The 22,428-nt window shown below is 72.4% G+C and carries 18 protein-coding genes; 8 read left to right on the top strand and 10 right to left on the bottom strand.

Annotated features, from left to right (window positions below; translation table 11 throughout):
• Positions 1–386: 386 nt before the first annotated feature.
• Positions 387–3,419 carry a DEAD/DEAH box helicase gene (locus EKO23_RS07670; protein WP_134716049.1) on the bottom strand — a complete coding sequence of 1,011 codons (3,033 nt, stop codon included), beginning with the start codon at positions 3,417–3,419 and terminating at the stop codon, positions 387–389.
• Between the two features lie 160 nt (positions 3,420–3,579).
• Between EKO23_RS07670 and EKO23_RS07665 the strand changes: the two genes are divergently transcribed.
• The 4 genes from EKO23_RS07665 (at position 3,580) to EKO23_RS07650 (ending at position 7,285) form a co-directional block, all read left to right on the top strand.
• On the top strand, positions 3,580–4,899 hold the full coding sequence (locus EKO23_RS07665) for a T3SS (YopN, CesT) and YbjN peptide-binding chaperone 1 (RefSeq protein ID WP_134715868.1): 1,320 nt from the start codon (positions 3,580–3,582) through the stop codon (positions 4,897–4,899).
• Positions 4,896–5,162, top strand: a complete 267-nt coding sequence (locus EKO23_RS07660) for a hypothetical protein (RefSeq protein ID WP_217702522.1) — start codon at positions 4,896–4,898, stop codon at positions 5,160–5,162. Before EKO23_RS07665 ends, EKO23_RS07660 begins: the two co-directional genes overlap by 4 nt.
• Positions 5,163–5,208: 46 nt before the next feature.
• Complete coding sequence (locus EKO23_RS07655) at positions 5,209–6,861, top strand: nuclease-related domain-containing DEAD/DEAH box helicase (RefSeq protein ID WP_134715866.1); 1,653 nt, start codon at positions 5,209–5,211, stop codon at positions 6,859–6,861.
• A gap of 115 nt (positions 6,862–6,976) precedes the next feature.
• Positions 6,977–7,285 carry a hypothetical protein gene (locus tag EKO23_RS07650; protein ID WP_134715864.1) on the top strand — a complete coding sequence of 103 codons (309 nt, stop codon included), beginning with the start codon at positions 6,977–6,979 and terminating at the stop codon, positions 7,283–7,285.
• A 19-nt stretch (positions 7,286–7,304) separates the two neighbouring features.
• Here the strand turns inward: EKO23_RS07650 and EKO23_RS07645 are convergent, their stop codons facing one another.
• Positions 7,305–7,724, bottom strand: a complete 420-nt coding sequence (locus EKO23_RS07645) for a hypothetical protein (RefSeq protein WP_134715862.1) — start codon at positions 7,722–7,724, stop codon at positions 7,305–7,307.
• 793 nt (positions 7,725–8,517) lie between these two features.
• On the opposite strand from EKO23_RS07645, the gene EKO23_RS07640 reads away from it, so the two are divergent.
• Positions 8,518–8,967: a hypothetical protein gene (locus EKO23_RS07640; RefSeq protein ID WP_134715860.1), complete on the top strand. Its 450-nt coding sequence runs from the start codon at positions 8,518–8,520 to the stop codon at positions 8,965–8,967.
• Between the two features lie 54 nt (positions 8,968–9,021).
• Here the strand turns inward: EKO23_RS07640 and EKO23_RS07635 are convergent, their stop codons facing one another.
• A complete protein-coding gene (locus EKO23_RS07635) occupies positions 9,022–9,597 on the bottom strand; it encodes a hypothetical protein (RefSeq protein ID WP_134715858.1) in 576 nt (191 codons plus the stop codon).
• A gap of 236 nt (positions 9,598–9,833) precedes the next feature.
• On the opposite strand from EKO23_RS07635, the gene EKO23_RS07630 reads away from it, so the two are divergent.
• Both EKO23_RS07630 and EKO23_RS07625 read left to right on the top strand, forming a co-directional pair.
• Positions 9,834–10,553 (top strand): class I SAM-dependent methyltransferase, encoded by a 720-nt coding sequence (locus EKO23_RS07630; protein ID WP_167880369.1) that lies wholly within the window; start codon positions 9,834–9,836, stop codon positions 10,551–10,553.
• Between the two features lie 345 nt (positions 10,554–10,898).
• Positions 10,899–13,097 (top strand): DEAD/DEAH box helicase, encoded by a 2,199-nt coding sequence (locus tag EKO23_RS07625; RefSeq protein ID WP_246050955.1) that lies wholly within the window; start codon positions 10,899–10,901, stop codon positions 13,095–13,097.
• 27 nt (positions 13,098–13,124) lie between these two features.
• Here EKO23_RS07625 and EKO23_RS07620 read toward each other — a convergent pair whose 3' ends face one another.
• The 5 genes from EKO23_RS07620 to EKO23_RS26420 form a co-directional block, all read right to left on the bottom strand.
• On the bottom strand, positions 13,125–16,262 hold the full coding sequence (locus EKO23_RS07620; protein ID WP_217702521.1) for an ATP-binding protein: 3,138 nt from the start codon (positions 16,260–16,262) through the stop codon (positions 13,125–13,127).
• 36 nt (positions 16,263–16,298) lie between these two features.
• A complete protein-coding gene (locus EKO23_RS07615) occupies positions 16,299–17,516 on the bottom strand; it encodes an NAD(P)/FAD-dependent oxidoreductase (RefSeq protein ID WP_134715852.1) in 1,218 nt (405 codons plus the stop codon).
• Entirely contained in the window at positions 17,513–18,775 is a 1,263-nt protein-coding gene (locus tag EKO23_RS07610; protein WP_134715850.1) for a flavin-containing monooxygenase, read from the bottom strand. The genes EKO23_RS07615 and EKO23_RS07610 overlap by 4 nt, the downstream gene beginning before the upstream one ends.
• A gap of 34 nt (positions 18,776–18,809) precedes the next feature.
• Positions 18,810–19,379, bottom strand: a complete 570-nt coding sequence (locus EKO23_RS07605) for an OsmC family protein (protein WP_134715848.1) — start codon at positions 19,377–19,379, stop codon at positions 18,810–18,812.
• A 73-nt stretch (positions 19,380–19,452) separates the two neighbouring features.
• Complete coding sequence (locus tag EKO23_RS26420; RefSeq protein ID WP_281280887.1) at positions 19,453–19,581, bottom strand: hypothetical protein; 129 nt, start codon at positions 19,579–19,581, stop codon at positions 19,453–19,455.
• 122 nt (positions 19,582–19,703) lie between these two features.
• Here EKO23_RS26420 and EKO23_RS07600 point away from each other — a divergent pair, with 122 nt between their 5' ends.
• Complete coding sequence (locus EKO23_RS07600) at positions 19,704–20,126, top strand: MaoC family dehydratase (RefSeq protein ID WP_134715846.1); 423 nt, start codon at positions 19,704–19,706, stop codon at positions 20,124–20,126.
• Positions 20,127–20,218: 92 nt separating this feature from the next.
• Here the strand turns inward: EKO23_RS07600 and EKO23_RS07595 are convergent, their stop codons facing one another.
• Together EKO23_RS07595 and EKO23_RS26415 are read right to left on the bottom strand one after the other, a co-directional pair.
• A complete protein-coding gene (locus EKO23_RS07595; protein ID WP_134715844.1) occupies positions 20,219–20,677 on the bottom strand; it encodes an Hsp20/alpha crystallin family protein in 459 nt (152 codons plus the stop codon).
• Between the two features lie 21 nt (positions 20,678–20,698).
• A complete protein-coding gene (locus EKO23_RS26415; RefSeq protein WP_134716043.1) occupies positions 20,699–22,273 on the bottom strand; it encodes a DUF4389 domain-containing protein in 1,575 nt (524 codons plus the stop codon).
• Between the last annotated feature and the right edge of the window lie 155 nt (positions 22,274–22,428).

Below are 22,428 nucleotides of genomic sequence, written 5' to 3'. Positions count from 1 at the left end.
GTTGTCAGCTGAATGCCGCCACCTCGGCCGGATCGTCGACTAGCGGTGATCGCGGCCGCGGCCGCACTGGTCACACCGGCCGTGGCGACAGCGACGGCGCCCCCGCCGAGCAAGGAGTCGTCACCTCATTCGTCACTCCTGTCACCGCCCGCCGTGTCTTCCTCATTAGTCGGATACGTCACCTAACATGCTCCGCATGCAGACTTCGTCGGCTGCCGCGTCAGCACCCCGGGCGGCCGCTCCGCGCTCGCTCACGGGCGTGGGGCGCCAATGTCCCAGTGACCGTTGGATGGACATTGGATGACCGACGACAGCTGATCCGACGAGAAACGACGAGGGGTCCGGCGCGATTCGCGCTGGACCCCTCGTCGTGTTGAGTCAATGCTCTACTGCGCGACAGCGGACGCCACCGTGAAGAAGTCGGTCGGCATGGCGTGTTCTAGTCGCCAGGTGATCGCGATGGGTCGATCGCCGGTGTGGCTGACGTAATGGGCCGGGCCGAGGAAGAGATACGGCGAGGTCCCGAACTCATCCTTCTGTTCGTGCCGCGCGAAGATCAGCACGCTGCTCGAGCCGGTGAGGTAGCGCTGGCCCGTCTTCGAATTGATCGATGTCGTGGACTGCGATTCCCAATGGAAGAGTGTCGGTGAGATCGGGTAGTCGCGGTACATGGTCGTGGGCGAGTAGGCCGCCTCAGACTTCTTGAGGGTCACGAAGAACGCGTCAACGTTGATGTCGGGGGAGTGCCACACACCCTCGCGGAAGCTGTTCGGGTTCCGAGGAAAGTCGAGGGCGGCCAGGATCTCCTCCCGCTGATAGCGAGCGTGGACGCGAAGTGGGATGTGCGCGAGAGGGCCGGCGAGGTCGAGAGCCACGTGCCGGGCCGCGTCGAAGGACAGGTCGACGACTGACGCGATCTCCTTGCGGGTGGCCGCCTCTGCACGCAGAGCACGGAATCCCTCGCCGTACGACGCGTGACCTCCGCCGTCGTTCCAGAGCGAGAAGTAGAGCATGCGAGCGAGCCGCTGCTCGTGGGGCGACAGGGAGTCGTAGTCCGCTGCATCGTCCGTGAGAAGGCTGAGGTAGGCGTGAGCGCGCTCCTGGTCGTCGACGTGAGCGAATGCGCGCACGCGCTTGAGAAGAGCGTCCTCAAGACTCGAGCCAGGGGCTGTCGGCAAGCCGGCGTCCTTTCGGAGCCGCGTCCAGGAATGGCTGCCGCGCCTCAGGATGTCGCTGAGCTCAACCCCGGACTCACCGAGGAACGTGGAGAGATCGCTCTCACCGTGGGCGCGGAGTTCGGTGACGATCTGCTGCCAACGGTTGGCGATTTGCGAGCGGATGTTCTCGAGCACGATCGTTTGGGACTGTCGATCCATCTCGATAGAGCAGCCGGCGGGGAGGAAGGGGAAGCCTTCCTTGACCTGCCGCTCGACACCTGCTCGCGTCGTACCAGTGAGGGCTCGCAGCTTCTTGTCGAAGCGAAACTCTCTGCGGTGATAGCCGACGAAGTCCAGGACCGTGAGCACCGCCTTGTCGCGGGTGCGGCGCAGCCCCCGTCCAAGTTGCTGGAGGAACACGGTCGCGCTCTCGGTCGGGCGGAGGAACAACACTGTGTCGACATCGGGGATATCGAGTCCCTCATTGAACAGGTCTGCGGCGAACAGGATATTCACCCTCCGTGCCCGCAAGTCTGCGAGCGCACTTGCCCGCTCCTGGCGAGGTGTCTGCCCACTGACTGCCTGGGCCGGGATGCCGGCCTCGTTGAAGACCGAGGCCATGTATTCGGCGTGCGCGACGCTGACGCAGAAGCCGAGCGCACGCATCGCACCCACGTCGGCGACCTTGTCCCGGAGTTGGTTCAATACGATCCGGGCACGGGCGTCGTTGCCGGTGTAGACGTTGCTGAGCTCTGCCTCGTCGTACCGTCCCCGCGACCAGGTGATCGAGCGGAGGTCGGTGCCGTCCGCCGCAACGAAGTAGTGGAACGGGCACAAGAGGTCGGCGCCGAGTGCATCCCACAGCCGCAACTCGGCCGCAGTGCGACCGTCGAAGAAAGACCGCACGTCCGTGCCGTCGGTGCGTTCGGGAGTGGCCGTGAGGCCGAGCAGCTCCCCGGGGCGAAGGTGATCCAAGATGCGTCGGTAGGTGCGCGCCTCGGCATGGTGGAACTCGTCGATGACCACGACCTCGAAGGCATCGCGAGGGATGTTGGTGACGCCGTACGCCGTCAACGACTGCACGCTCGCAAAGACGTGTTGCCATCGCTCGGGGCGTGCGCCACCTACGTAGAGCTCGCCGAAGTCGCCGTCTCCCAACACCTCGCGGTAGGTGCGCAGCGACTGTTCCAAGATCTCCCGCCGGTGAGCCACGAACAGCAGCGTCGGCCGCTCTCGTCCCTCACAGAGCCGTCGATAGTCGAGCGCGGCGATGACGGTCTTGCCCGTCCCGGTCGCGGCCACGACAAGGTTGCGGTGGCGATCGTGCACGACCCGTTCCACTTGGATGGCGTCGAGCATTTCCTGCTGGTACGCGAACGGCCGGACCTCGAGCCCAGAGATGGAAATGGTCAGGCGATCACCTGCTCGGGCGCCACGCGCTGCATTGAGCGCGTCGTCGAGGCGGTCGCGGTCACTTTCAGGGTCGTACGCTTCGAATTCCGAGCTATTCCAATAGGAGTCGAACGTCGCCTCGAACTTCTGGAGCAGGGCAGGTGTCGCCCGCTGGGACAGTCGCACGTTCCACTCAACGCCATCGAGCAGCGCGCTCGTCGACAGGTTCGACGACCCAACGTAAGCCGTGTCGAATCCGGTGTTGCGTCGAAACAGCCAGGCCTTGGCATGGAGGCGGGTTCGTGCTGCGTCGTACTGCACCTTCACCCCTGCTCCGAACTCGCGCACGAGTCGGTCCAGCGCCTCCCGCTCGGTGCCGCCGATGTAGGTGGTCGTGACGACGCGGATGGGAACGCCGGCCGCCTGGGCCAGCCGCAGCGGATCTTCGAGCAGGCGCAGGCCGCGCCACATCACAAACGCGCACAGCAGGTCCACTGAGTCCGCGGACTCGATCTCTGCTTTGAGCTCGGCAGCAAGGGATGGCTCTCCATGGGCATTGGTCAGGAGGGCGGCTTCGTTGAGCGGCGTCTTCGGGCGCTTGCCGTAGCGCTGGACTTGTCCGGGGGCAGAGGGACGACGCACGGCGTGAAGTTCCCGCATGGGATCCACCACGCGCGGGCCGGCCTGGTCGATCGCTTCAAGGAGATCGTTTGCCAGTGCGAGTTTCCGGGTCGGGTCCTTTTCTGCGTCGAGCCGACGCTGGATGGCCTCCGCCAGATGACGAGTGAGGACGTGCGACTGGTCTGCTGGATCGACCTTGGCCAGTTCTGCCTCACGATCGACGAGGAGATTCAGGTCGTGAGCGACCATCGTGGTCAGAATCGACTCATACAAGCCTTCGTGCACCGTTCCCCCTATCCCGAGCGTCTGAGCTTGCCAGATCCGTGATCCGAAGACCGGCAACTCGATGAGGCTGTCGGTGGTCGCGGTTACGGTGGAACCAAGGTCGAGAACACAACGGGGGGTTGTGATGGGGGACGAGACGGGGGCGACTGCGCCCTACGAGTGGCGGACGGACGAGGCGTGGGCGGAGTTCCGCCGGCAGCTGGCCGACCACGTCGCTGGGATGCGGGACGACGACCTGCTGCACATCGAGCTCGAGCAGGCGCGGGACGAGGACGCGCTGGGCGGGGTCGCGCCGTACCTGCAAATGGTGGCGTGGGGCGAGGGGGCGATCCGGGCGGAGGTGTGCTCCAACACCTACCTCGACGACCGGTTCCGGCTCGGCCAGGGGCAGGAGCGGCGGCTGGTCGAGCTGGGGTGGGAGCTGCCGACGTACGGCCGCGACGACGAGCCCGACCACGGGTCGCCGCTCTGGTGGGCGGACGTCGAGGTGCGCGAGGCGGACCGGCTGGCCGTGATGTGCGTGGGGGCGCTGCGCGAGGTGTACGGCTGTCCGCACCCGGCCTTCCTGGTGGTCGACGGGTTCGACCCGGTCGGGTTCACCGCGCCCGAGCCCCACGAGCTGCCGCCGGCCGAGCCGGTGGAGCCGGCGCTGGTGATGCCCCAGGACCGGGACGAGCTGGTGGAGGCGGTCGACCGCGCGCTCGGGCGGGTGTACGGCGAGCCGGTCAAGCACGACTCCGACGGCGACGTGCCGATCGTGCTCGGAGAGTCGATGCTGTTCATCCGGGTCTCACACGAGGAGCCGATGGTCGAGCTGTTCGCCGACCTGGTGATCGGCGTCGAGGACCGGGAGGCGGCGGCGCGCGAGGTGGCGCTGCTCAACCGCAACCTGCTGTTCGGCACCGTGATCCTGCGCGACGACGACACCATCGCGCTCAAGCACTTCCTGTACGCGACGCCGTTCGTGCCGCGGCAGTTCCGGGCGGTGCTCGACCGGATGATCTCCGACCTCGACCGCAACGCCGCCGACCTGGTGGCGCGCGTCGGTGGGGAGCGTTTCCTGTCGCCGGCCCGGTTCGCGCCGGCGACGCCCGACGACGACGAGGTCGAGCGCCTCTACCCGCCGGTGGCGACGCTGCGGGAGCTGCTCGCGGCCGGCGAGGTGGACCCGCGCACGGTGGCCGCCCTGTTCGACGGCGACCTGGACCTGATCACCGAGCAGATCGAGGCGCTGCGCCAGGAGCCGCCGTCCGAGCTCGACGTCGCCGAGGTGATCGCCGCCCTGCAGGCGGCGCTGCAGTTCGTCGCCGTGCGCCGGTCCCGCGAGCTGTGGGACCGGACCCGGCGTCCGGCGCCGCGGCCGCGTCCGACCTCGCACCAGCCGCCGCTGCTCTCGTCGGACGACGTCGGCGAGCGGACGCTGGACCTGGGGGCGGAGTCGTGATCAACCCGATGATGCTGCCGCCCGACCAGTGGGGCTCCGACGAGCCGGCGCCGCCGTACGACGTGCCGCGGGGCACCTGCCCGCGCTGTGGCTCCGACCAGGTCGTCCACCTGGTGATCGGGATGCCGGCCAGCCCCGAGGAGTTCGGGTCCGGACCGGACTGGGTCAGCTGGGTCGGGTGCATCCACCCGGGCTTCGACCGGTCCTGCGCCGACTGCGGCCACACCTGGGACGCGCGGCTCGACGGCGCGAACGACGAGTGACCGGAAACGCCGGCGCGGGCCGGGACCTCGTGACAGGGTGCGCGCCATGGTGCAGCTGATCCCGGAGGAGCCGCAGTTCACCACCACCTCCGAGCAGGAGGTGTGGCAGCGGCTGCGCGACGGCCTCGGCCCGGACGACGTGGTGATCGCGAACCTCCGGCTGACCGACGAGACCAAGGACCACGAGGCCGACCTGGTCGTGCTCATGCCTGACCTCGGGATCGTCGTGGTCGAGGTCAAGGGCGGCAGCGTCTGGTGCGACGCCGAGGGGTGGTGGCAGCAGGGCCGGGGCCGGAAGAAGCCCATCGACCCGGTCACGCAGGTGCGCACCACGAAGTACGCCGTGCGCGACTACGCCGCCCGCGACCCCCGGTGGAACCACCGCAACCATGTCGCATGGGGCCATGCGGTCGTGGTGCCGTACTCCTCGTTCCCCGCCGACTGGTCGACCCCCGACTGCCCGCGCTGGACGCTGCACGACCGCGACGACCAGGCCGACCTCGCCGAGCGGATCCGGGACAACGCGCGCAAGGCCGCGCAGGGCAAACCGGCGCCGACGTACGACGACGTCGTGGCGATCACCGACATCCTCACCGGCCGGCTGGCCCTGTCGTACGACGTGACCGCCGAGGCCGACGAACGAGCGGCGACCGCCGACCGGCTCACCCAGGAGCAGGCGGCGATCCTCGGCGTGACCCGGCTGCTCACCCGGGTCGAGGTGCGCGGCGGTGCCGGCAGCGGCAAGACCGTTCTCGCGCTGCAGCAGGCCAAGCAGCTCACCCACGGACGTTCGGACCGGAAGGCTCAGCGGGTGGCACTGCTCTGCTACTCCATCGGGCTCGCCGAGTACCTCAAGCGCGAGGTCGCCACCTGGCACCGCAAGGACCGTCCCGCGTTCGTCGGCACCTTCCACGAGTTCGGGAAGCAGTGGGGTGCCCCCGAGGGGGACCGGACCAACAGCGACTTCTGGGAGACCGAGCTGCCGGAGCTGATGGGCGACCTGGCCGAGGGGCTCGACGACAGGCAGAAGTACGACGCGGTCATCGTGGACGAGGCCCAGGACTTCGCCGACAGCTGGTGGCGGCCGGTGCTCAAGGCGCTGCGCGACGAGGAGCAGGGCGGGCTCTACGTCTACTCCGACGAGAACCAGCGGATCTTCGCCCGGTTCGGCCGGCCGCCGGTGCACCTGGTCCCGTTGGTGCTCGACCACAACCTCCGCAACACCCGGCAGATCCACGAGTCCTTCGGGCCGCTGGCGCCGTCGCGGATGTACGCCCGCGGGGGCGACGGGCCCGCCGTACGCTTCGTCGCCTCCTCACCGGAGGACGCGATCGGCGCGGCGGACGACGTGGTCGACGAGCTGCTCGACCGCGGCTGGCGGCCCGAGCACCTGGCGCTGCTCACCACCGGCCACCGACACCCGATCCAGGTGGAGCGCACCGACTTCCACGACCAGGACGGGTACTGGAAGACCTTCTGGGACGAGGAGGACGTGTTCTACGGGCACGTGCTCGGCTGCAAGGGCCTCGAGCGCCGGGCCGTGGTGCTCTGCGTCAACGAGACGCAGGCCCGGGACCGGGCCCGGGAGCGGCTGTATGTCGGGATGTCGCGCGCCACGGACGAGCTCGTCGTGGTCGGGGATCCGGAGCTGATCCGCCAGATCGGTGGCGACGAGGTGGCGCGGAGGCTGGGCCTGTGACCGTTGGGCCTGTGACCGTGATCCGCCGACCCCGGGACGCCTGTGACGAACAACGGCGCTCGCCCGTGACCTGATCCCTGGCTGCGGGCGCGCCGACCGATCACGGAGGCGTCACATGTCCCGCACCGAGAAGACCAGTCCCTACCTCGTCAAGCTCTGGGACGGCACCCTGCGCCGGGTCGCCGAGCACGACCACAGGTTCGGTGACTGCGACCTGCCGCAGACGCTGGCCGAGCACCGGGCGCGCTGTAACAGCCGCTGCCGCTGGGAGCTGCGGTACGACGGCACGCACATCTGCTGCTGCCAGCTCTGCCGGGCCCAGACCTGGGTGCGCAACGACCTGCGCGGCGAGCGCAACCGCGCCCGTATCCGGCTCGGCGAGGCGCTGAAGGAGTACCGGGGGAGCGGCGACTGGGAGGACTGACCCCGGAGAGCCTGCCGGGTCAGGCGGCGTCGAGCTCGTCCAGCGGGATCGGCAGGATCTCCTCGTCGGTCGCGAGGTGCGTGGGCTCGCAGCGCACCCCGGCCCGCTGGGCCATCCGGAGCAACGCACCCGCCCACGCGCGGTCGTCGGGGCCGGCGGGTCCGGTGCCCGGCCGGCAGACGAGGAAGGCGACCCGGGCGCCGGGGACGTGCAGCATCTCGACGAGCTCGCGCAGGAAGGTGGCGCCGCCCTCGAGCTCAGGGTCGCCCGGCGGGTGGTCGAGCTCGTCGACCTCGATCACCTGCGGCACGACGTCGCCGCCGGCCTCGATCAACATGATCCAGAACCGGCGGCTGGTCCAGCCGAGCGGGCGGACGAGATGTCGCCAGGCGCCTTCGAGGTCGGCCTGGGTGTGGACGGTGGGGAGCTGTTCGGTCATGCCGACGAGCCTCGGCGATGAACGGCGCGGGCGCGAACGGTCATCCACAGGACGCCGGCGTGCGGCTCCACCAGGCGGTTGTCCACAGGAGGCAGACATGGTGGTGGCGTCGGCCGGGACAGGCGCCTTGGGTGGGTCCATGCCGAAGTCACGAGGTCGAGGAAGTCGCCGACACCACCAGCAACGCGGCCATGCGTCGCACCGCCGGCCGGGCGGGTGGAGCGGCGCGGAGGCTGTGGTGCACGCCTCCGGGTGCTCGTCGAGGTGAATGCCCGCGAACGCGCCGGGGACGCGGCGGGCGCGCTGGACCTGATGGAGCGATTCATGCGCGGCCCCGACGGCAAGGCGTTCTGGGCCTGCACCACAGAGCGATGGCTGCCTCGTGCCGTGCGGGAGGGTCACCTTGACCTGGCCACGGCCCGCGACCCCGACAGTCGGGAGGTACAGGTCGCACTCATGGACCACGACTGGGTCTACCGGCAGGCATTCCTCTACGAGTACGGCGGGCTCGCGCACTTCCTGTCGCACGGCGGGCTCGCACCTGCCCTGCGCAGGGCAGCGGACTCCATCGCCGACTGGGCGCGGGCGTCGATCGGTGCCTACCGGCTTGGGGAGGCGTCGCCACGCACCATCACCTGGACAGTCCTCAGCACCGGGGAGCACGTGAGGCAGTCAACCTGGGCTCCGCGGTCTCCCTGTCTCCGGGGGCCACGTCCTCGGCCGGCTCGTTCCGAGCGCTGCGGGTCTGCTCTTCGAGTCACCACCGCTGCCCGTCGACGAGTCCGTCGCGAGTGTGATCGGGTCCGACCCCTCGGACTGGCTGTCGGTCCTGACCGACGTCGGCACGGTGCGCACGGTCGCTGCGCCGGGCGACCTGTCTCAGCTGTTGACGGACGGGCCCACCCACGTCTGGCGCGGGCTTGCCGAGGACCACAGCACCGTGCTCGTCGACAAGTTCGGTGACCCGGATCCGGTGGGGGTGGTCGTCACCACCGAGGAGCTCGACCAGATGGCCGCTGACCTCGTGCTCGCTGCCATCGACGGGCGCGTGACTGACGGAGGTGACGTCGACCCGTGGCCGTGCATCGCAGCTGCGGCGGTCGCAGCCGACGTGTGGCCGCGTGTGCTGCAGGGCCTCGACCGTCACCAGGCCGCGTCCGTGGCCGGGCTCGGCCAGCGCCTCGTGGGGCCGGCGGCAGAGCTCTGCTGGCGAACGGCCCGCACATTGCGGTCGAGCGCCTGAGCGAGCAGGCCCGGACCTCTCCCGAGAGAGGCCCGGGCCGGGGGGAGGGTCGGCTCACAGGTGCCCGAGGGAGTAGACGGCCGGCTCGTAGACCGCCGCGCGGGCCAGGAACACGGCCGGGACGACGTGCGCCTTGCCGCAGAGCTGGACGGCGATCAACCGGCGGGTCGATGCGTCGACCGTGTCGGGCAGGTAGCACGTGGCCGGGGCCTTGGGAGCCACGGAGACCACGATGTTGGCCAGGCCGGGGTGCAGCTTCCGCTGGTGGGCGGAGTCGTCGCCCCCCTTCGCCAGCGGGAGGTGGCTGGTCGCCACCGCCGTGCCGTGCTCGTCGTCGTACATGTAGCTCCACGCGTTGACGTAGCCGGAGCTGGTCGCGCTCGTCCGGGTGGCGTCGTCGGCGTGCACGGCCTGGTCACGGACCTGCGCGTCGCGGCGCTGAGCGGCGTCGTACATGTAGCTCCACTTGTCGCCGGTCGGCTTCGACGTCGTGCCGCTGCCGTCGGCGATCGCCTGGGTGGCGTGCGCTCCGGTGGGAGCGAGAGCCAGGCCGGCGACCACGGCGGCGACGGAGAGGGAGGCGGCACGGCGGGCGGTGCGGGTGGTGTCTCGAACGGTGTGGCGGTTCATCACGGTGTCCCTTCGGTGGATCGGAATGTGATCCCCGAGATGTCCTCACGTCGGAGGGGCAGTGGTGGGGCGCGATACGCAGGTCTGGATCGGTGCGCGGTGGAATGACCCGCCTGACCAACCGCCATGGCGAAGTGGCGCCATGTCGCGGGCCTCAGTGCGGCAGCGGGCAGCGACCCGGGCTACGGCGCGCGGTGCGGCGCCGCGGGTGGGGCTCGGCGCTAGGCTCGCGAGCCATGAAGGTCTTCGGCAGGGAACTGGTCCTGGCACCCAGCGGCGAGGCGAGCCTCGCGAACCCCTTGGAGGAGTACTTCCTGAACAACAAGCGGCGACGGATCCACAAGTGGGTCCACTACTTCGAGATCTACCACCGGCACTTCGAGCGCTTCCGCGGGCGTCCTGTGAACATCCTCGAGTTCGGCGTCAACCAGGGTGGCTCGCTGCAGATGTGGCGCAACTACTTCGGGCGGCAGGCGTACATCAACGGTGTCGACATCGAACCCCGGTGCGCCGAGCTCGGCGGCCGACGGATCAGGATCTTCATCGGCGACCAGGAGGACCGCGACTTCCTCCGGTCGATCGCTGCGGAGATCGGCCCCATCGACGTCGTGATCGAGGACGGCGGCCACAGGATGGGCCAGCAGATCGCGACGTTCGAGGAGATCTACCCGCACCTCAGCGAGGACGGCGTGTTCCTCGTCGAGGACGTGCACACCAGCTACTGGCCCGGGTTCGGCGGCGGCTACCGCAAGCCGGACACCTTCATGGAGTACGCCAAGGGGCTGACCGACCAGCTCAACGCGTGGCACTCCCGGGAGGAGGGGTTCGCCGTCGACGAGTTCACCCGGACGACGAAGTCGGTGCACTTCTACGACAGCATCGTGGTGTTCGAGCGCGGCACGGTCGTGGAGCCGCACGCCGAGCAGCGGGGGAAGCGCCAGTTCAAGACGAAGTGAGCCGCTCGCCCGCCCGGGGCCGGCGCCCGTGCGGACGCACCGAGGACGCCGCTCGCGCTCGCTGATCGACCTCCTGCAGGGCCCGGTCCGGGGATGATCCCGGCGGTCGGTGGCGTTGAGGCAGGCGAGCACCGCTACACTGGCGGCAAGTCGGGTGACGTGCGCCCGGAGGATCTCCTCCCGCCGCACCCGGGCTCGCCCCGATCGTTGGGGGCGGCACAACAGTTCGAGGGACCGGGTCACCACCCGGAGCGCACGAGGGGCCGTGGGCCTCCCGGCTGCCAGCGGCGGCCGAGCCCGCGTGGTTCCGGCCTCGCACGTGCGGACGTATTGAAGGAGAGTCGATTGGCGGAACGCCAGCGTCGGTCCCGGGGCGGCACCCGGACCGCCCAGCGGGGCGGCAAGGGCGGGCAGAAGGGCTCGCAGCGCCGCGCCAAGGACAACCAGGGCATCATCCCGGTGCTCGCGAAGGCGGCCCGGGAGGTGGAGGGCCGCGTGCAGCGCGGCCAGGTCGGCGGCAGCGAGCGCGCCCGCTACCAGGCGATCGCGCTGCTCTCGCGCGAGGAGCGCGCCCGGGTGCGTGCCGACACCGAGGCCACCGACGCGCAGCGGGACGGCCAGCTCAAGCGGCTCGACGGCATCGCCACGATCCTCGCCCAGACCGCGGCCCGCGAGCCGTCGCTGTTCCACCTGCTCGACCCCGACGCGGTCGTCTCCGACGGCACCCGCAGCATCAAGCGCGAGATGGAGCGGTCCGGCGGGCTCGAGCCCACGCCCGACCCCGAGCCACTCGCCCCGGACGCCGCGACCGTCGTACGCACCGACAAGCAGGTGGTGCCGCAGTCCGTGGTCTCCGCCCAGCTCGCCAACCCGTTCCTGGTTCCCGACCTGTCGGCGACGGCGCCGCGGCCGCGCACCGGCAAGCTCTCCGGCTGGGAGCTGATCGGCCCGCTGCTCAACTCCTTCGAGCAGGCCGCTCCCGGTGCCTCCGCGTGCATGGAGCTGCCGCCGCCCAACGGCACCCACCCGCCGGCCGGCCTCGAGCTGATGGCGCACCAGTCCCGGCTTCTCGCCGCCGCCGCGAAGGGCCACCGCACCTTCCTGCTCGCCGACGAGCCCGGCCTCGGCAAGACCGCGCAGGCGCTGCTCGCCGCGCAGGTCGCCGACGCCTACCCGCTGCTCTGTGTGGTCCCCAACGTGGTCAAGACCAACTGGGCCCGCGAGGCCGCCCAGTGGACGCCGCACAAGAGCGTCACCGTCATCCACGGCGACGGCGAGGACATCGACGGCTTCGCCGACATCGTGGTCGTCAACTACGAGATCCTCGACCGGCACGTCGGCTGGATCGGCGACTTCGGCTTCCGCGGGATGGTCGTCGACGAGGCGCACTTCATCAAGAACAAGAAGTCGCAGCGCTCCCAGAACGTCCTCGAGATCTCCCAGCGGATCCGCCGCCGCATCGCCCGCCCGCTGATGATGGCGCTGACCGGCACCCCGCTGATCAACGACATCGAGGACTTCCGCGCGATCTGGCAGTTCCTGGGCTGGATCGAGGAGAAGACCGCCGGTCCCGACCTGATGTCGATGCTGGAGGAGACCGGGCTGACCCCGGCCGACCACGCGTTCTACCCGAAGGCGCGGCAGGCCGTGGTCGACCTCGGCATCGTCCGCCGCCGCAAGGTCGACGTCGCCGCCGACATCCCGGCTCGTCGGGTCGCCGACCTGCCGGTCGAGCTCGAGGGCGCGGTCGGCCGCTCGGTCCGCGAGGCCGAGAAGGAGCTGGCCCGCCGCCTGGTCCAGCGGTACGACGCCGCGCTGTCGACCCGCCGCAAGAAGGGCGAGGAGGTCGACGGCATCGACCGCGAGCTCGTGCACCGGGTCGCCACCTGGGAGCTCAGCGACGCCGACGAGGCCGGCTCGGGCGAGAACGTCTTCGCGATGGTCCGCCGGATCGGGCAGGCCAAGGCCGAGCTGGCCGCCGACTACGCCGCCCAGCTGGCCCGCAGCGCGGGCAAGGTCGTGTTCTTCGCCAAGCACATCGACGTGATGGACGCCGCGCAGGAGGTCTTCGACAAGCGCGACCTCCGTTGGACCGCGATCCGCGGCGACCAGTCGTCGACGGCCCGCCAGAAGGCGATCGACGGGTTCGTCAACGACCCCGACGTGCATGTCATCGTCTGCTCGCTGACCGCCGCCGGGGTCGGCCTCAACCTGCAGGTCGCCTCCAACGTGGTGCTCGCCGAGCTCTCGTGGACCAACGCCGAGCAGACCCAGGCCATCGACCGGGTGCACCGGATCGGGCAGACCGAGCCGGTCACCGCCTGGCGGATCATCGCCGCGCAGACCATCGACGCCCGGATCGCCGAGCTCATCGACAGCAAGGCCGGGCTGGCCGCGCGCGCCCTCGACGGGTCCGACGAGGAGGTCGGCTCGTCCGCCGACGTGCAGGTCGAGGCGCTGGCCTCGCTGCTCACCGAGGCGCTCGAGGAGCGCGGCGACGTGGAGGCCGACGAGCCGCTGGCGCCGCTTCCGGTGGCGGACTGACCGCACGCGACCCGCGGAGGGCGACGGTCACGCGGAGGCGAGACCGTCCGCCGCCCGCAGCCGGGCCGCGTCCAGCGGCTGCCCGGCGACGGTGAACAGCTCCTCGGCGAGGGCCGACAGCCGGGACGACTCGTCCCTCTCGCCGGTGGCCGCCGCCAGGTGGGCCTGGGCCTCTACCACGCTCGCCTCCCACGCGGTGCCGGCCCAGCGCGCTGCCGAGACCTGCGCCGCGTCGAGGTGGCGCCGGGCCGCGTCGAGCTCCCCCGCGTCGGCGCTGGCGATCGCCGCCGGCACCTCGAACATGACGTCGCAGAACGTGCACCGGTCGGTGTCGCCCAGCGCCATCTCGCCTTGCTCGACGGCAGCCATGGCCTCCTCCGGGCTCTCGGCCACCTCGATCAGCGAGCCGTGGATCCGCTGCATGAGATGGTTGCTGACCATCGACCAGCGGGCCAGCGGCAGAGCCCGTCGCAACAGCTCGCGCGCGCCGGCGCGGTCGCCCCGGGCCAGCCGGACCTCGGCCAGCCGCTGCAGCGAATGGGCCTCGCCAGCCCGCGCGTCGACGTCGCGGTGCAGTGCAGCCGCTTCGGTCAGGTCGCCCTCGGCCCGGTCGAGGTCGCCCATGAGCAGCGCCGCTTCGCCCGCCAGCGAGGTGGCGAACGCCGCCCCCCGCAGCGCGCCGTGGTGCTCGGCACGGCGCCGCAACTGCTCGGCGAGCCGGATCACCTCCGTGTAGTCCATCGGCCCGTAGAGGAGGTACTCCGCGACGCACAGGTGCGCGTCGAACACCGCGGTCGCCAGCGACGGGTCGTCGAGGGTCTGGCGCAGCTCCTGCCGGAACCGCTCGAACCACTCGCCGCGCTGGTGCGCGAGCAGCCCCTGCAGGGCGACCAGGTCCACGATCTGCCACGGGTCGTCGGGTGAGAGCACGGCCCGGGCCGCGTCCGCGGCGGCGTCCGCCGCGGTCAGGTCGCCGACGAAGTAGGCCAGGTTGCCGCGGGCCAGCAGGATCGGCCCGTCGGCTGCGTCACCGTCCAGCTCCAGGCCAGCCAGCGCCGCAGCAGCCGTGTCAAGGTCGCCACCGAACGTCGCGGCCCGGGCCAGTCGGGCCTGCACCAGGCGGTGCTCGGTGCCGGAGGTGACCGACAGGGCCGCCCGGTACGCCGGCACGGCAGCCGGGTCGGCCAGGGCCAGCAGCAGGTCGCCCCGGCGAGCCAGCAGGTGCGCCCGGTCGGTGCCGGTGGCGTGGTCGACGACGGCGTCGATCAGGGCCAGCCCGTCCCGGTACGCGCCCAGGGCGCCCGCCGTGTCGACCGCCCGTCGGGCGTGCGGCACCGCCTGCACGGGGTGCCCCGAGGCCAGGAACAGGCCGGCGACCCGGGTCGCCGGGGCGCCCCGCGCGGCCAGCGTCTCGGCCACCTCGCGCCCGGCCCGGGACCGCTCGTGCGCGGAGAACGTGTCCAGCACCGCGTCGCGGACCAGCGCGTGCCGGAACCGGTAGCCGGTGTCGGCCGGCTCCACGACCGCGGTGTCCAGCCCCGCGGCGAGCGCGGCGTACGTCGCGTCCTCGTCGAGGCCGCTGACCGCGAGCAGCTCGTCGGTGGTGAAGGCCGAGCCCAGCAGCGCCACCCGGCGCAGCGCCTCCAGGGTGGGCCCGCCGAGACCGGACAGCGCGACCCCGCCGCCGTCGCGCGCGGTCCGACAGGCCTCGAGGATGCGGAACGGCAGTCCGCCGGACACCGCCCAGATCTCCGCTACCGTCTCGTCGTCGAGGTCCGGTTGGAGCGCGGCCACCAGGCGGCGTACCGCCGGCTCGTCGAGGGGAGCCAGCGGCAGCACGTGTCCGATGCCGCGGGTGACCAGGCTGTCCTCCAGCTCGCGCAGGTGATGGCCGGGACGGGCCCCGAGCGCCACCACGACCTGCTCGGCGACCGCCACCCGGGCCAGGTAGTGCAGCAGTCGCAGCGACGCCTGGTCGGCCTCGTGCAGGTCGTCGACCACGAGCAGCAGCCCGTGGCCGCTGGCGGCCAGCCGGACCAGCTCGGCGGCCGCGACGAAGAGCCGCTGGTGCGCGGTCTCGCCGCTCCACCCGGCCTGCTCGCCGGACAGCGCCCGGTCCAGCTCCTGGCGGTAGCTGTCGTCGAGGCCGTCCAGCAGCCCCGGGTGCTGGCGGGACAGGTCGGCCAGCGCCTCGAGCACCGGGGCGTAGGGCCACGCCCCCTCCATCCGGGACGCCGCGCCCCGGCCGGTGCGCCAGCCGCGCTGCCGGGCCAGGGTGGTGGCGAGGTCGAGGACCGCGGACTTCCCGACCCCGGCCGGACCGGTCACCAGCAGCGAGCTGCCCCGGCCTGCGCCGGCCCGGTCCAGGTGCTCGCGTACGGCGTCGCCCGCGGCTCGGCGCCCGACCAGCCGGACCCCCGGCGTGCGCCGACCCGGGGGCGCCGCCGCCGACCCGATCCGCTCCTTGAGCCGCCGGGCCTCGGCACTGGGCACGGTGCCGAGCTCGCGGGCCAGCGCCTGCTCCATCCGCTCCAGCTGCCGCTCGGCGCCGCGGGTGTCCCCGCGGTCGAGGTGCTGGCCGGCCAGCGCCAGCCAAGCCGCCTCGTCCGTCGGGTCGACCCGAACGAGGTCGGACCAGCGCCCGGCCAGCCGGAGCAGGTCGCGGTGCAGGGCGGTGAGCGTTTCCCGCCACTCCGCGGCCCACGGCTCGTAGAGGTCCTCGGGCAGCAACGGGCCGGCGTACAGCGCGAGCGCGGCCGCCGCCTCCTCCGCCGAACCCGCGGCCAGCGCCGACTCGGCCCGGGACCGGAAGTCCACCGCGTCGACCCGCACCTCGCGACCGGGGAGCAGCGTGACCAGGTCGTTGCGGAGCACCACCGCGTCGGCGGCGACGGCGGGCGTGCCGGTCGGGGCCAGCGCCCGGCGCGCGTAGTGGGCCGCCTTGTGCAGCCGGGGGAGCGCCGCGTCCACCGGCACCGTCGGCCAGAGCGCGTCCACGACCTGCTCGCGGTGCAGCGTACGGCGCTCGGCCAGGGCCAGCAGCTTGACCAGCGCGGCGGCGCCCCGGCGCGACCACGCGGACTCGTCGACAGCCTCGTCGACGCCCGCACCGGCGCGCGCCAACGTGACCGAGAACGTCCCGAGCATGGCGATGTCGACATCCATGCGCGTGCCTTCTGCCGGGCCAGGGGTCGGACGACCTCAGGCTAGCCTCGCCCCTGCAGGCGAGTCATCGAGAATTGCGGGAGACGGCAGCGCCGCCAGCAGCTCCAGCTCGTCGCTCATCGCGGCGCTCAGGCGGCGCAGCAGCCGTTGTGCGGTCGGGATGTCCCAGGCGTACGACGCGATCTCGTCGCTCACCTCGAACAGCGCGGTGGAGAGCTCGTCGCGGCGCCGGTGGTACTCCCCGAGCGCGGGCCGCTCGAGGTCCCGGTCCGCCAGCGCGACCAGCAGCGCGCCGGCCAGCAGCTCGGCGTCGCGGAGCGCGTCGGTCATCCCGTGCGTGCTGATCGGGTCCTTGAAGTAGCCGGCGTCCCCGACCAGCGCCCAGCCCGGCCCCCACGGCCGGCGCAGGTACGCCGGGGCGCCCGCCCAGCCGTGGTAGCGGTCGACCCGGGTGGCCTCGCTCAGCCGCCCGGCCTGGTCCGGCGCCGCGGCGTGGAACAGGGCCGCGAACGCCTCGTCGGCGGTGCGCCCGAGCCGCAGCGTGCGCATCCGGTCGGGGGTGGTGGCCACGAACACGCAGTGGTGGCCGTCGTTGGTCGGGATCAGCCCGGCCGCCGCGCCGTCGCCGTACATCCACTCGTAGCCGGGTGCGTCCAGCCCCGCGACGTACGCGTAGCGGACCGCGCTGGCGTGCCGCCCGAGCCGCTCGACGTTCGCGCCGGCGGCCTCGGCGACCACCGAGCGGATCCCGTCCGCCCCCACGACGTACGCCGACCGGGCGCTGCCGGTGCGTCCGTCGCGGTCCTCGGTGCGGACGCCGGAGACCCGGCCGTTGCGGTCGCGGAGCAGCCCGGTGACCCGGACCCCGTGCCGGACCTCGGCCCCGGCCTCGGCGGCCGCCTCCGCCAGGAGCCGGTCGAGGACGTGCCGGCGGGGGGCGTAGAGCGCGTCGACGCCGGCCCCGGGCCGGATCGTCACGTGCACCGGCTCCTCGGCGATCCAGTGGAACGTCGTGCTGCGCACCGCCGGCGTGCCGGTGGCGACCAGCCTGTCGAGCAGTCCCCAGCGGGCCAGCTGCACGACGCCGCCGCGCATCAGGCCGTGCGTGGACAGGGTGTCGGTGCCGGGCTCGGCGCGCTCGAGCAGCAGCACCCGGGCGCCGGCGCGGGCCAGCAGCATCGCGGTGGAGGCGCCCGCGACCCGGGCGCCCACCACCACGACGTCGTACGTGTTCGTGCTCGTTCCGGTGCTCATCGCATCTCCAGGGCGGCGACCGCGGCCGTGTCGCCGGCCACGAGGTGGGAGACCACGTCGCGGGCGTCGTGCCGCGCCCCGTCCAGTGTCGCCGAGTCGCGGCGGTGCTGGAAGCGCTGCCCCACGACGTACAGGCCGGCGGCGGGGGTGCGGCCGCGGCACTGGCGGATGGTCCCGTCGAGGTCGGTGACCGGCACCCGCAGCCACGGGTGGTGCGGTCGGAGGCCGGTGGCGAGCACGACGCTCCCGAACCCCTCGACCCCGAGGTCGAGGGAGGTCCGGGCCGGCCCGAGCCGGACCGGCTCGGGCCGGTCGGCGGGGTCGACCTCGCGGGTGAGGCCGCTGGCGTCCACGTCGGCGTCGATCGCGTCGAGCAGGTCGTCCAGCTGCCGCTGCGCGGCCGCGACGCTGACCGGCAGGTCGTCGGCCAGGTCGATCCGGTGGCCGTCGGCGCCGCGCACCCGGCCGACCAGCTCGACGCCGACGTCCTGGAGCGTGTCCAGGCCGAGGCTCGTGCCGCGCGGGTCGCCCGGTTCGCGGCCGACCAGCTGGAGCGAGGTCTCCCGACGGGCCGCCACCGGGTCGGCGACGGTGTCGATGGTGCGGGCCAGCCGGCCGCTGCGGTCCAGCCACCAGCTCAGGTCCATGCCGCGGTAGCGGCGCGGGACCCGGGTGTGCCTCCCGACGGCGAGCACGACCCGGCGGCCGGACCGGGCCAGCTCGTCGGCGATCTGGACGCCGGACGCGGACGCGCCGACGACCAGGACCGCGCCGGACGGCAGGCTCTCCGGGTTGCGGTAGTCCAGCGCCGGGACCCGCCGTACCCCGGGGTGGAGGGCGTGGATCGCGGGTGGCAGCACGGCCCGGCTCCCCGGCCCGGTGGCGACGACGACGTGCCGCGCGGACCAGGTGCCGTCGGTGGTGGTGACCCGGTAGCCCTCGCCGGCCGGGGCGACCTCGAGGACCTCGCGCCCGAGGGCGAGCGGGGCGGCGGACGAGGCGGCGTACGCCTCGAGGTGGCCGACCAGCTCGGCCGCGGGCATGAAGCCCTCCTGGCCGGGGCCGCGGTAGCGCCAGCCGGGCAGCCGGCTCATCCAGCGCGGGGTCAGCAGGGTCAGGGAGTCCCAGCGCGTGCGCCACGACTGGGCGACCGCGCCGCGCTCGACCACCACGTGGTCGCGACCGGCGCGCCCGAGGAGGTGGCTGACCGCAAGCCCCGCGTGGCCGGCGCCGATGACGACGGTGTCGACGGTGTTCATGGCAGACCTCTCGTTTCTCGGACGCGCCGTCGGGTCAGCCGGTGACCACGTCGATGTGGACCGGGGTGGGGTTGGTGAGGGCGTCGTAGACGGCCGAGCGGTTGCGGGACTGCTCGACGATCTGGCGCAGGGTCTCCGCGTCCGCGTTGCCCTCGACGTGGAAAGTGACCTTGATCTGCTCGTAGCCGTTGCGGGCGCTGTCGGAGAGCCCGAGGATCCCGAGCAGGTCGATGTCGCCCTCGACGGTGGAGCTGACGTGGCTGAGGTCGACACCGCGTGCCGAGGCGATGTTGCCGATCCCGGCGGTGATGCAGGCGGCGATCGCGTGCAGGAGGTACTCCGCGGGCGTCGGCGCGCGGTCGCCGCCGACCAGGACCTCGGGGTGGTCGCTGTCCACCACGGTGACCTGGCGGTGGGCGAGCTCCTGGCCGGCGCCGAAGAAGCCCGAGAGCTCCGAGCGGCTGTGGGTGCCGGTCTGCCAGGTGTTGCGGGCCCGGAACTGGAACCGGGCGATGCCCGGGTTGTCGCGGACCGCGTCGAGGGTGGCGAACAGGGTCGGTACGTCGACGCCGTTGCGGGGCTGGGGCTGGGTGGTGACGGTCATGCTGGGTTCTCTCCTCGGTGGGTGGCCCCGGACGGTCCGGGGCCGGTTCGTTGGGTCTGGTCGGTGGGGCGGGTCAGCGCCGTCGCCGGCGGGACCGGCGTTCGAGCTCGGCGTCGTGGGCGTGGCGGCGCTCGGGGCGGCCGCTGACCCGCCGCAGCTCCTGCTCGCGGGCCCGGGCCCCGTCTCCGGTCAGGTGGTGCATGGCTTCCTCCAGGGGATGTGGTGGTGAACAGGAGGCAGCGTGCGTGAGCCGCCTTCCCTCGGCCTTCCCCGGCGGGAGGCGCGGGGGACGGGGCGGGGAAGGCGGTGCCGGAGACTGGTGCCATGACCACTCCGGAGATCGGCGCCGTGGCCCGGCGCACCCGCACCGTGGAGCCGCGCGACATCGCCCTGTTCACGGAGATCAGCGGCGACCGCAACCCGATCCACTACGACGAGGAGGTCGCGGCCGCGTCGCGGTTCGGTGGCCTGGTCGTGCAGGGCGGGGTGACCAGCGGGCTGCTCAACGCGGTCGTGGCCGAGGACCTGCCCGGGCCGGGCAGCGTGTTCCTCGAGGTCGGGTGGAGGTTCCTGGCACCGGTGCGGCCCGGCGACGAGATCACCGCGGAGGTGACCGTGACCGACGCCCGCGCCGACAAGCCGGTGACCACGCTGGCCACCCGGATCACCAACCAGGACGGGGTGGTGGTGCTCGACGGGACCGCGGTCGTCTGGCGCGACCCGGCGGTCGCCGCGCGCTTCACCTGAACGGACGGTCCCCGGGCACAGCGGTGCCCCCGCGGGCGTGGGTCCGCGGGGGCACGAGGATGACCGGGCGCTCGGAGCGCCCGGCTGCCGGGCTACTCGGCCGGGGCCTGCCCGGTCGGCTCGGTCGGCGACTGCTCCGTCGCGGGCCGGGACACCGGGATCCGGGTCGACGCCTCCTTGGTCACCATCGGCACGCTCACCTCGAGCACGCCGTCGCCGTACGTCGCGGTGACGTCGTCGGCGTCGGTGCCCGGAGGTAGCCGGAGGGTGCGCGAGAACGAGCCGTAGCGGAACTCGCTGTGGTTCTTCTCGACCTTCTCCTCGCGGCGGTGTCCGGCGATGGTCAGGTAGTCGCCCTCGATGGTCAGCTCGACGTCCTTGTCGGGGTCGATCCCGGGGAGCTCGGCGCGGACGACGTACCGGTCGTCACGCACGAAGTCCTCGACCCGGACCAGGTTGTCGGCGTCGCGCAGGAACGGTGTGCTCCCCGTCTCCAGCCAGTCCAGCAGGTCTGCGAACCCTCTCGGTGCCCGCAGCGCGATGGTCGACATCGTGTTCCTCCTCTTCCTTCCTCAGCGGGGCCCCTCGTAGGTCCCGACGTCCTGCGGCGTCGCGGTCCGCGGCGTGCGCGGCACCGCGAGCACGATCACGACCACGGCCAGCAGGCCGACCACGAAGCCGGCGCCGAGCAGCCAGAGCGCGATGTCGCCGAGCACCGGGAGCTCGGCCCCGACCGCGACCCGGGCCTGCACGGGCGTGGAGCCGTCGGCGTTCATCACCACGACGGTCCAGTCACCCTGCTGGGGCTCCCAGGTGAGCGTCTGCTGTCCGGACCCCTGTGCAGAGGCCACCCAGATCGGCAGCTGGCCGGGGGCGGCGGGCGGCGGCCCGCCGGGGACGTACGCCGTCTCCGGGTCGCCGTTGTCGCCCGACGGGTCGGTCACCAGGGTGCGCTCGACTCCGGACAGGTAGGCCTCGACGTCGTCGGTGTGGGCGATCCCGACGAAGACCTCGGCCGGGGTCTGGGAGCGGGCCACCACGGTGACCGTGCCCAGCCAGCGCCGCGGCAGGTCGGTGGCGACGAACCCGTTCCCGAGCTCGATCCGGTCGGACACCACCGCATGGCCGGGGGAGCCGTAGCTCTCGGTGGAGCTCATCAGGTAGCCGTGCTCGTCGCGGAGCACGCTGTCGGTCACCCTCAGGCCGAGGCCGCCGAGGAGCAGGCCGACGGAGGTCATCGCCAGCAGGGAGCCGATGATCACCGCGATGATCCGGCCGGCGTTCCAGCGGGACGGCGTTCGCGGCGCGACCGGCGGGCCGGCGTACGGCGCGGTGGGGGGTTGGCCAGGGGGCGGGGCAAGCGGCGGGCCCGACGGTGCGGTGACCGGCGGGGCGCCTCCGGCCGGCGGTCCCGCGGCGGGCATGGTCGGTCCGGGCGGAGCCGGCGCCGGCGGCGCGGCCAGTACCGCGGTGCCCGGGTCGGTGCCGCCGAGGTCGATCCGGAACGGCGGGTAGGCGTCGGTCATCAGCCCGGCGTACGCCGCGACCCGCAGCCACCACCGGTTCAGGCCGAGCACGAAGTCGAAGATCCCGCCCGGGTAGCGCCCGGTGAACAGCAGCACCACGGCGGCGACCAGCACGAGCAGGCCGAGCAGGCCGGTGCCGCCGCTGCGCTCGTCGTGCGACGCGGCGTAGACGCCGCCGCCCAGCACCAGCCCGAGCACCAGGTAGTGCGGGATCGCGAGCAGCCACCACTTCACCAGCACCAGCCCGCGCGAGAGGTGGTCCGGGTAGGCGATCTCGAGGTGGGCGGGGTAGTCGGGCCGCTCCTCGAGCGTGAACGGCGGGTACTGGTCGGTGCCGAGGCCGCCGTAGGTGTAGTACGAGACGCGCCAGGTCCAGCGGAGCACCCCGACGTTGAAGTCGAAGATCCCGCGCGGGTAGCGGCCGGTGAACAGGATCGCCACCAGCGCGATCGCGCTGAGCACCACGAACGCGATCCACAGCAGCGCGAGCACCAGGAAGTGGGGGATCGCGAGCAGCCACTTGACCAGCCACAGCCACCGGCTGAGGTGGTCGTCGAGACGCGCGTCGACGCGCACGGGGTACGCCGGCACAGGTGCGGTGCCGACGGGGTGGGCGGACATGCTCATGGCGCCTCCCGGGTGGTTTCGTCACCTTCCACGCTCGTCCTCCGGACGCGTCCGGGGCAGGGCCGAAGGTCACTCTGGGCAGGGACGAGGGACGTCGCGGAGCCACTGGTATGGCCCGCCCGGGTGGTTTCGGGTTCAAGGGCGGTCAC

Origin of the sequence: Nocardioides guangzhouensis (genome assembly GCF_004519545.1) — a bacterium.
Lineage (GTDB): Bacteria > Actinomycetota > Actinomycetes > Propionibacteriales > Nocardioidaceae > Nocardioides > Nocardioides guangzhouensis.
Note: the sequence above shows the minus strand (reverse complement) of the source record. Positions and strands in the feature narration are given on the sequence as shown.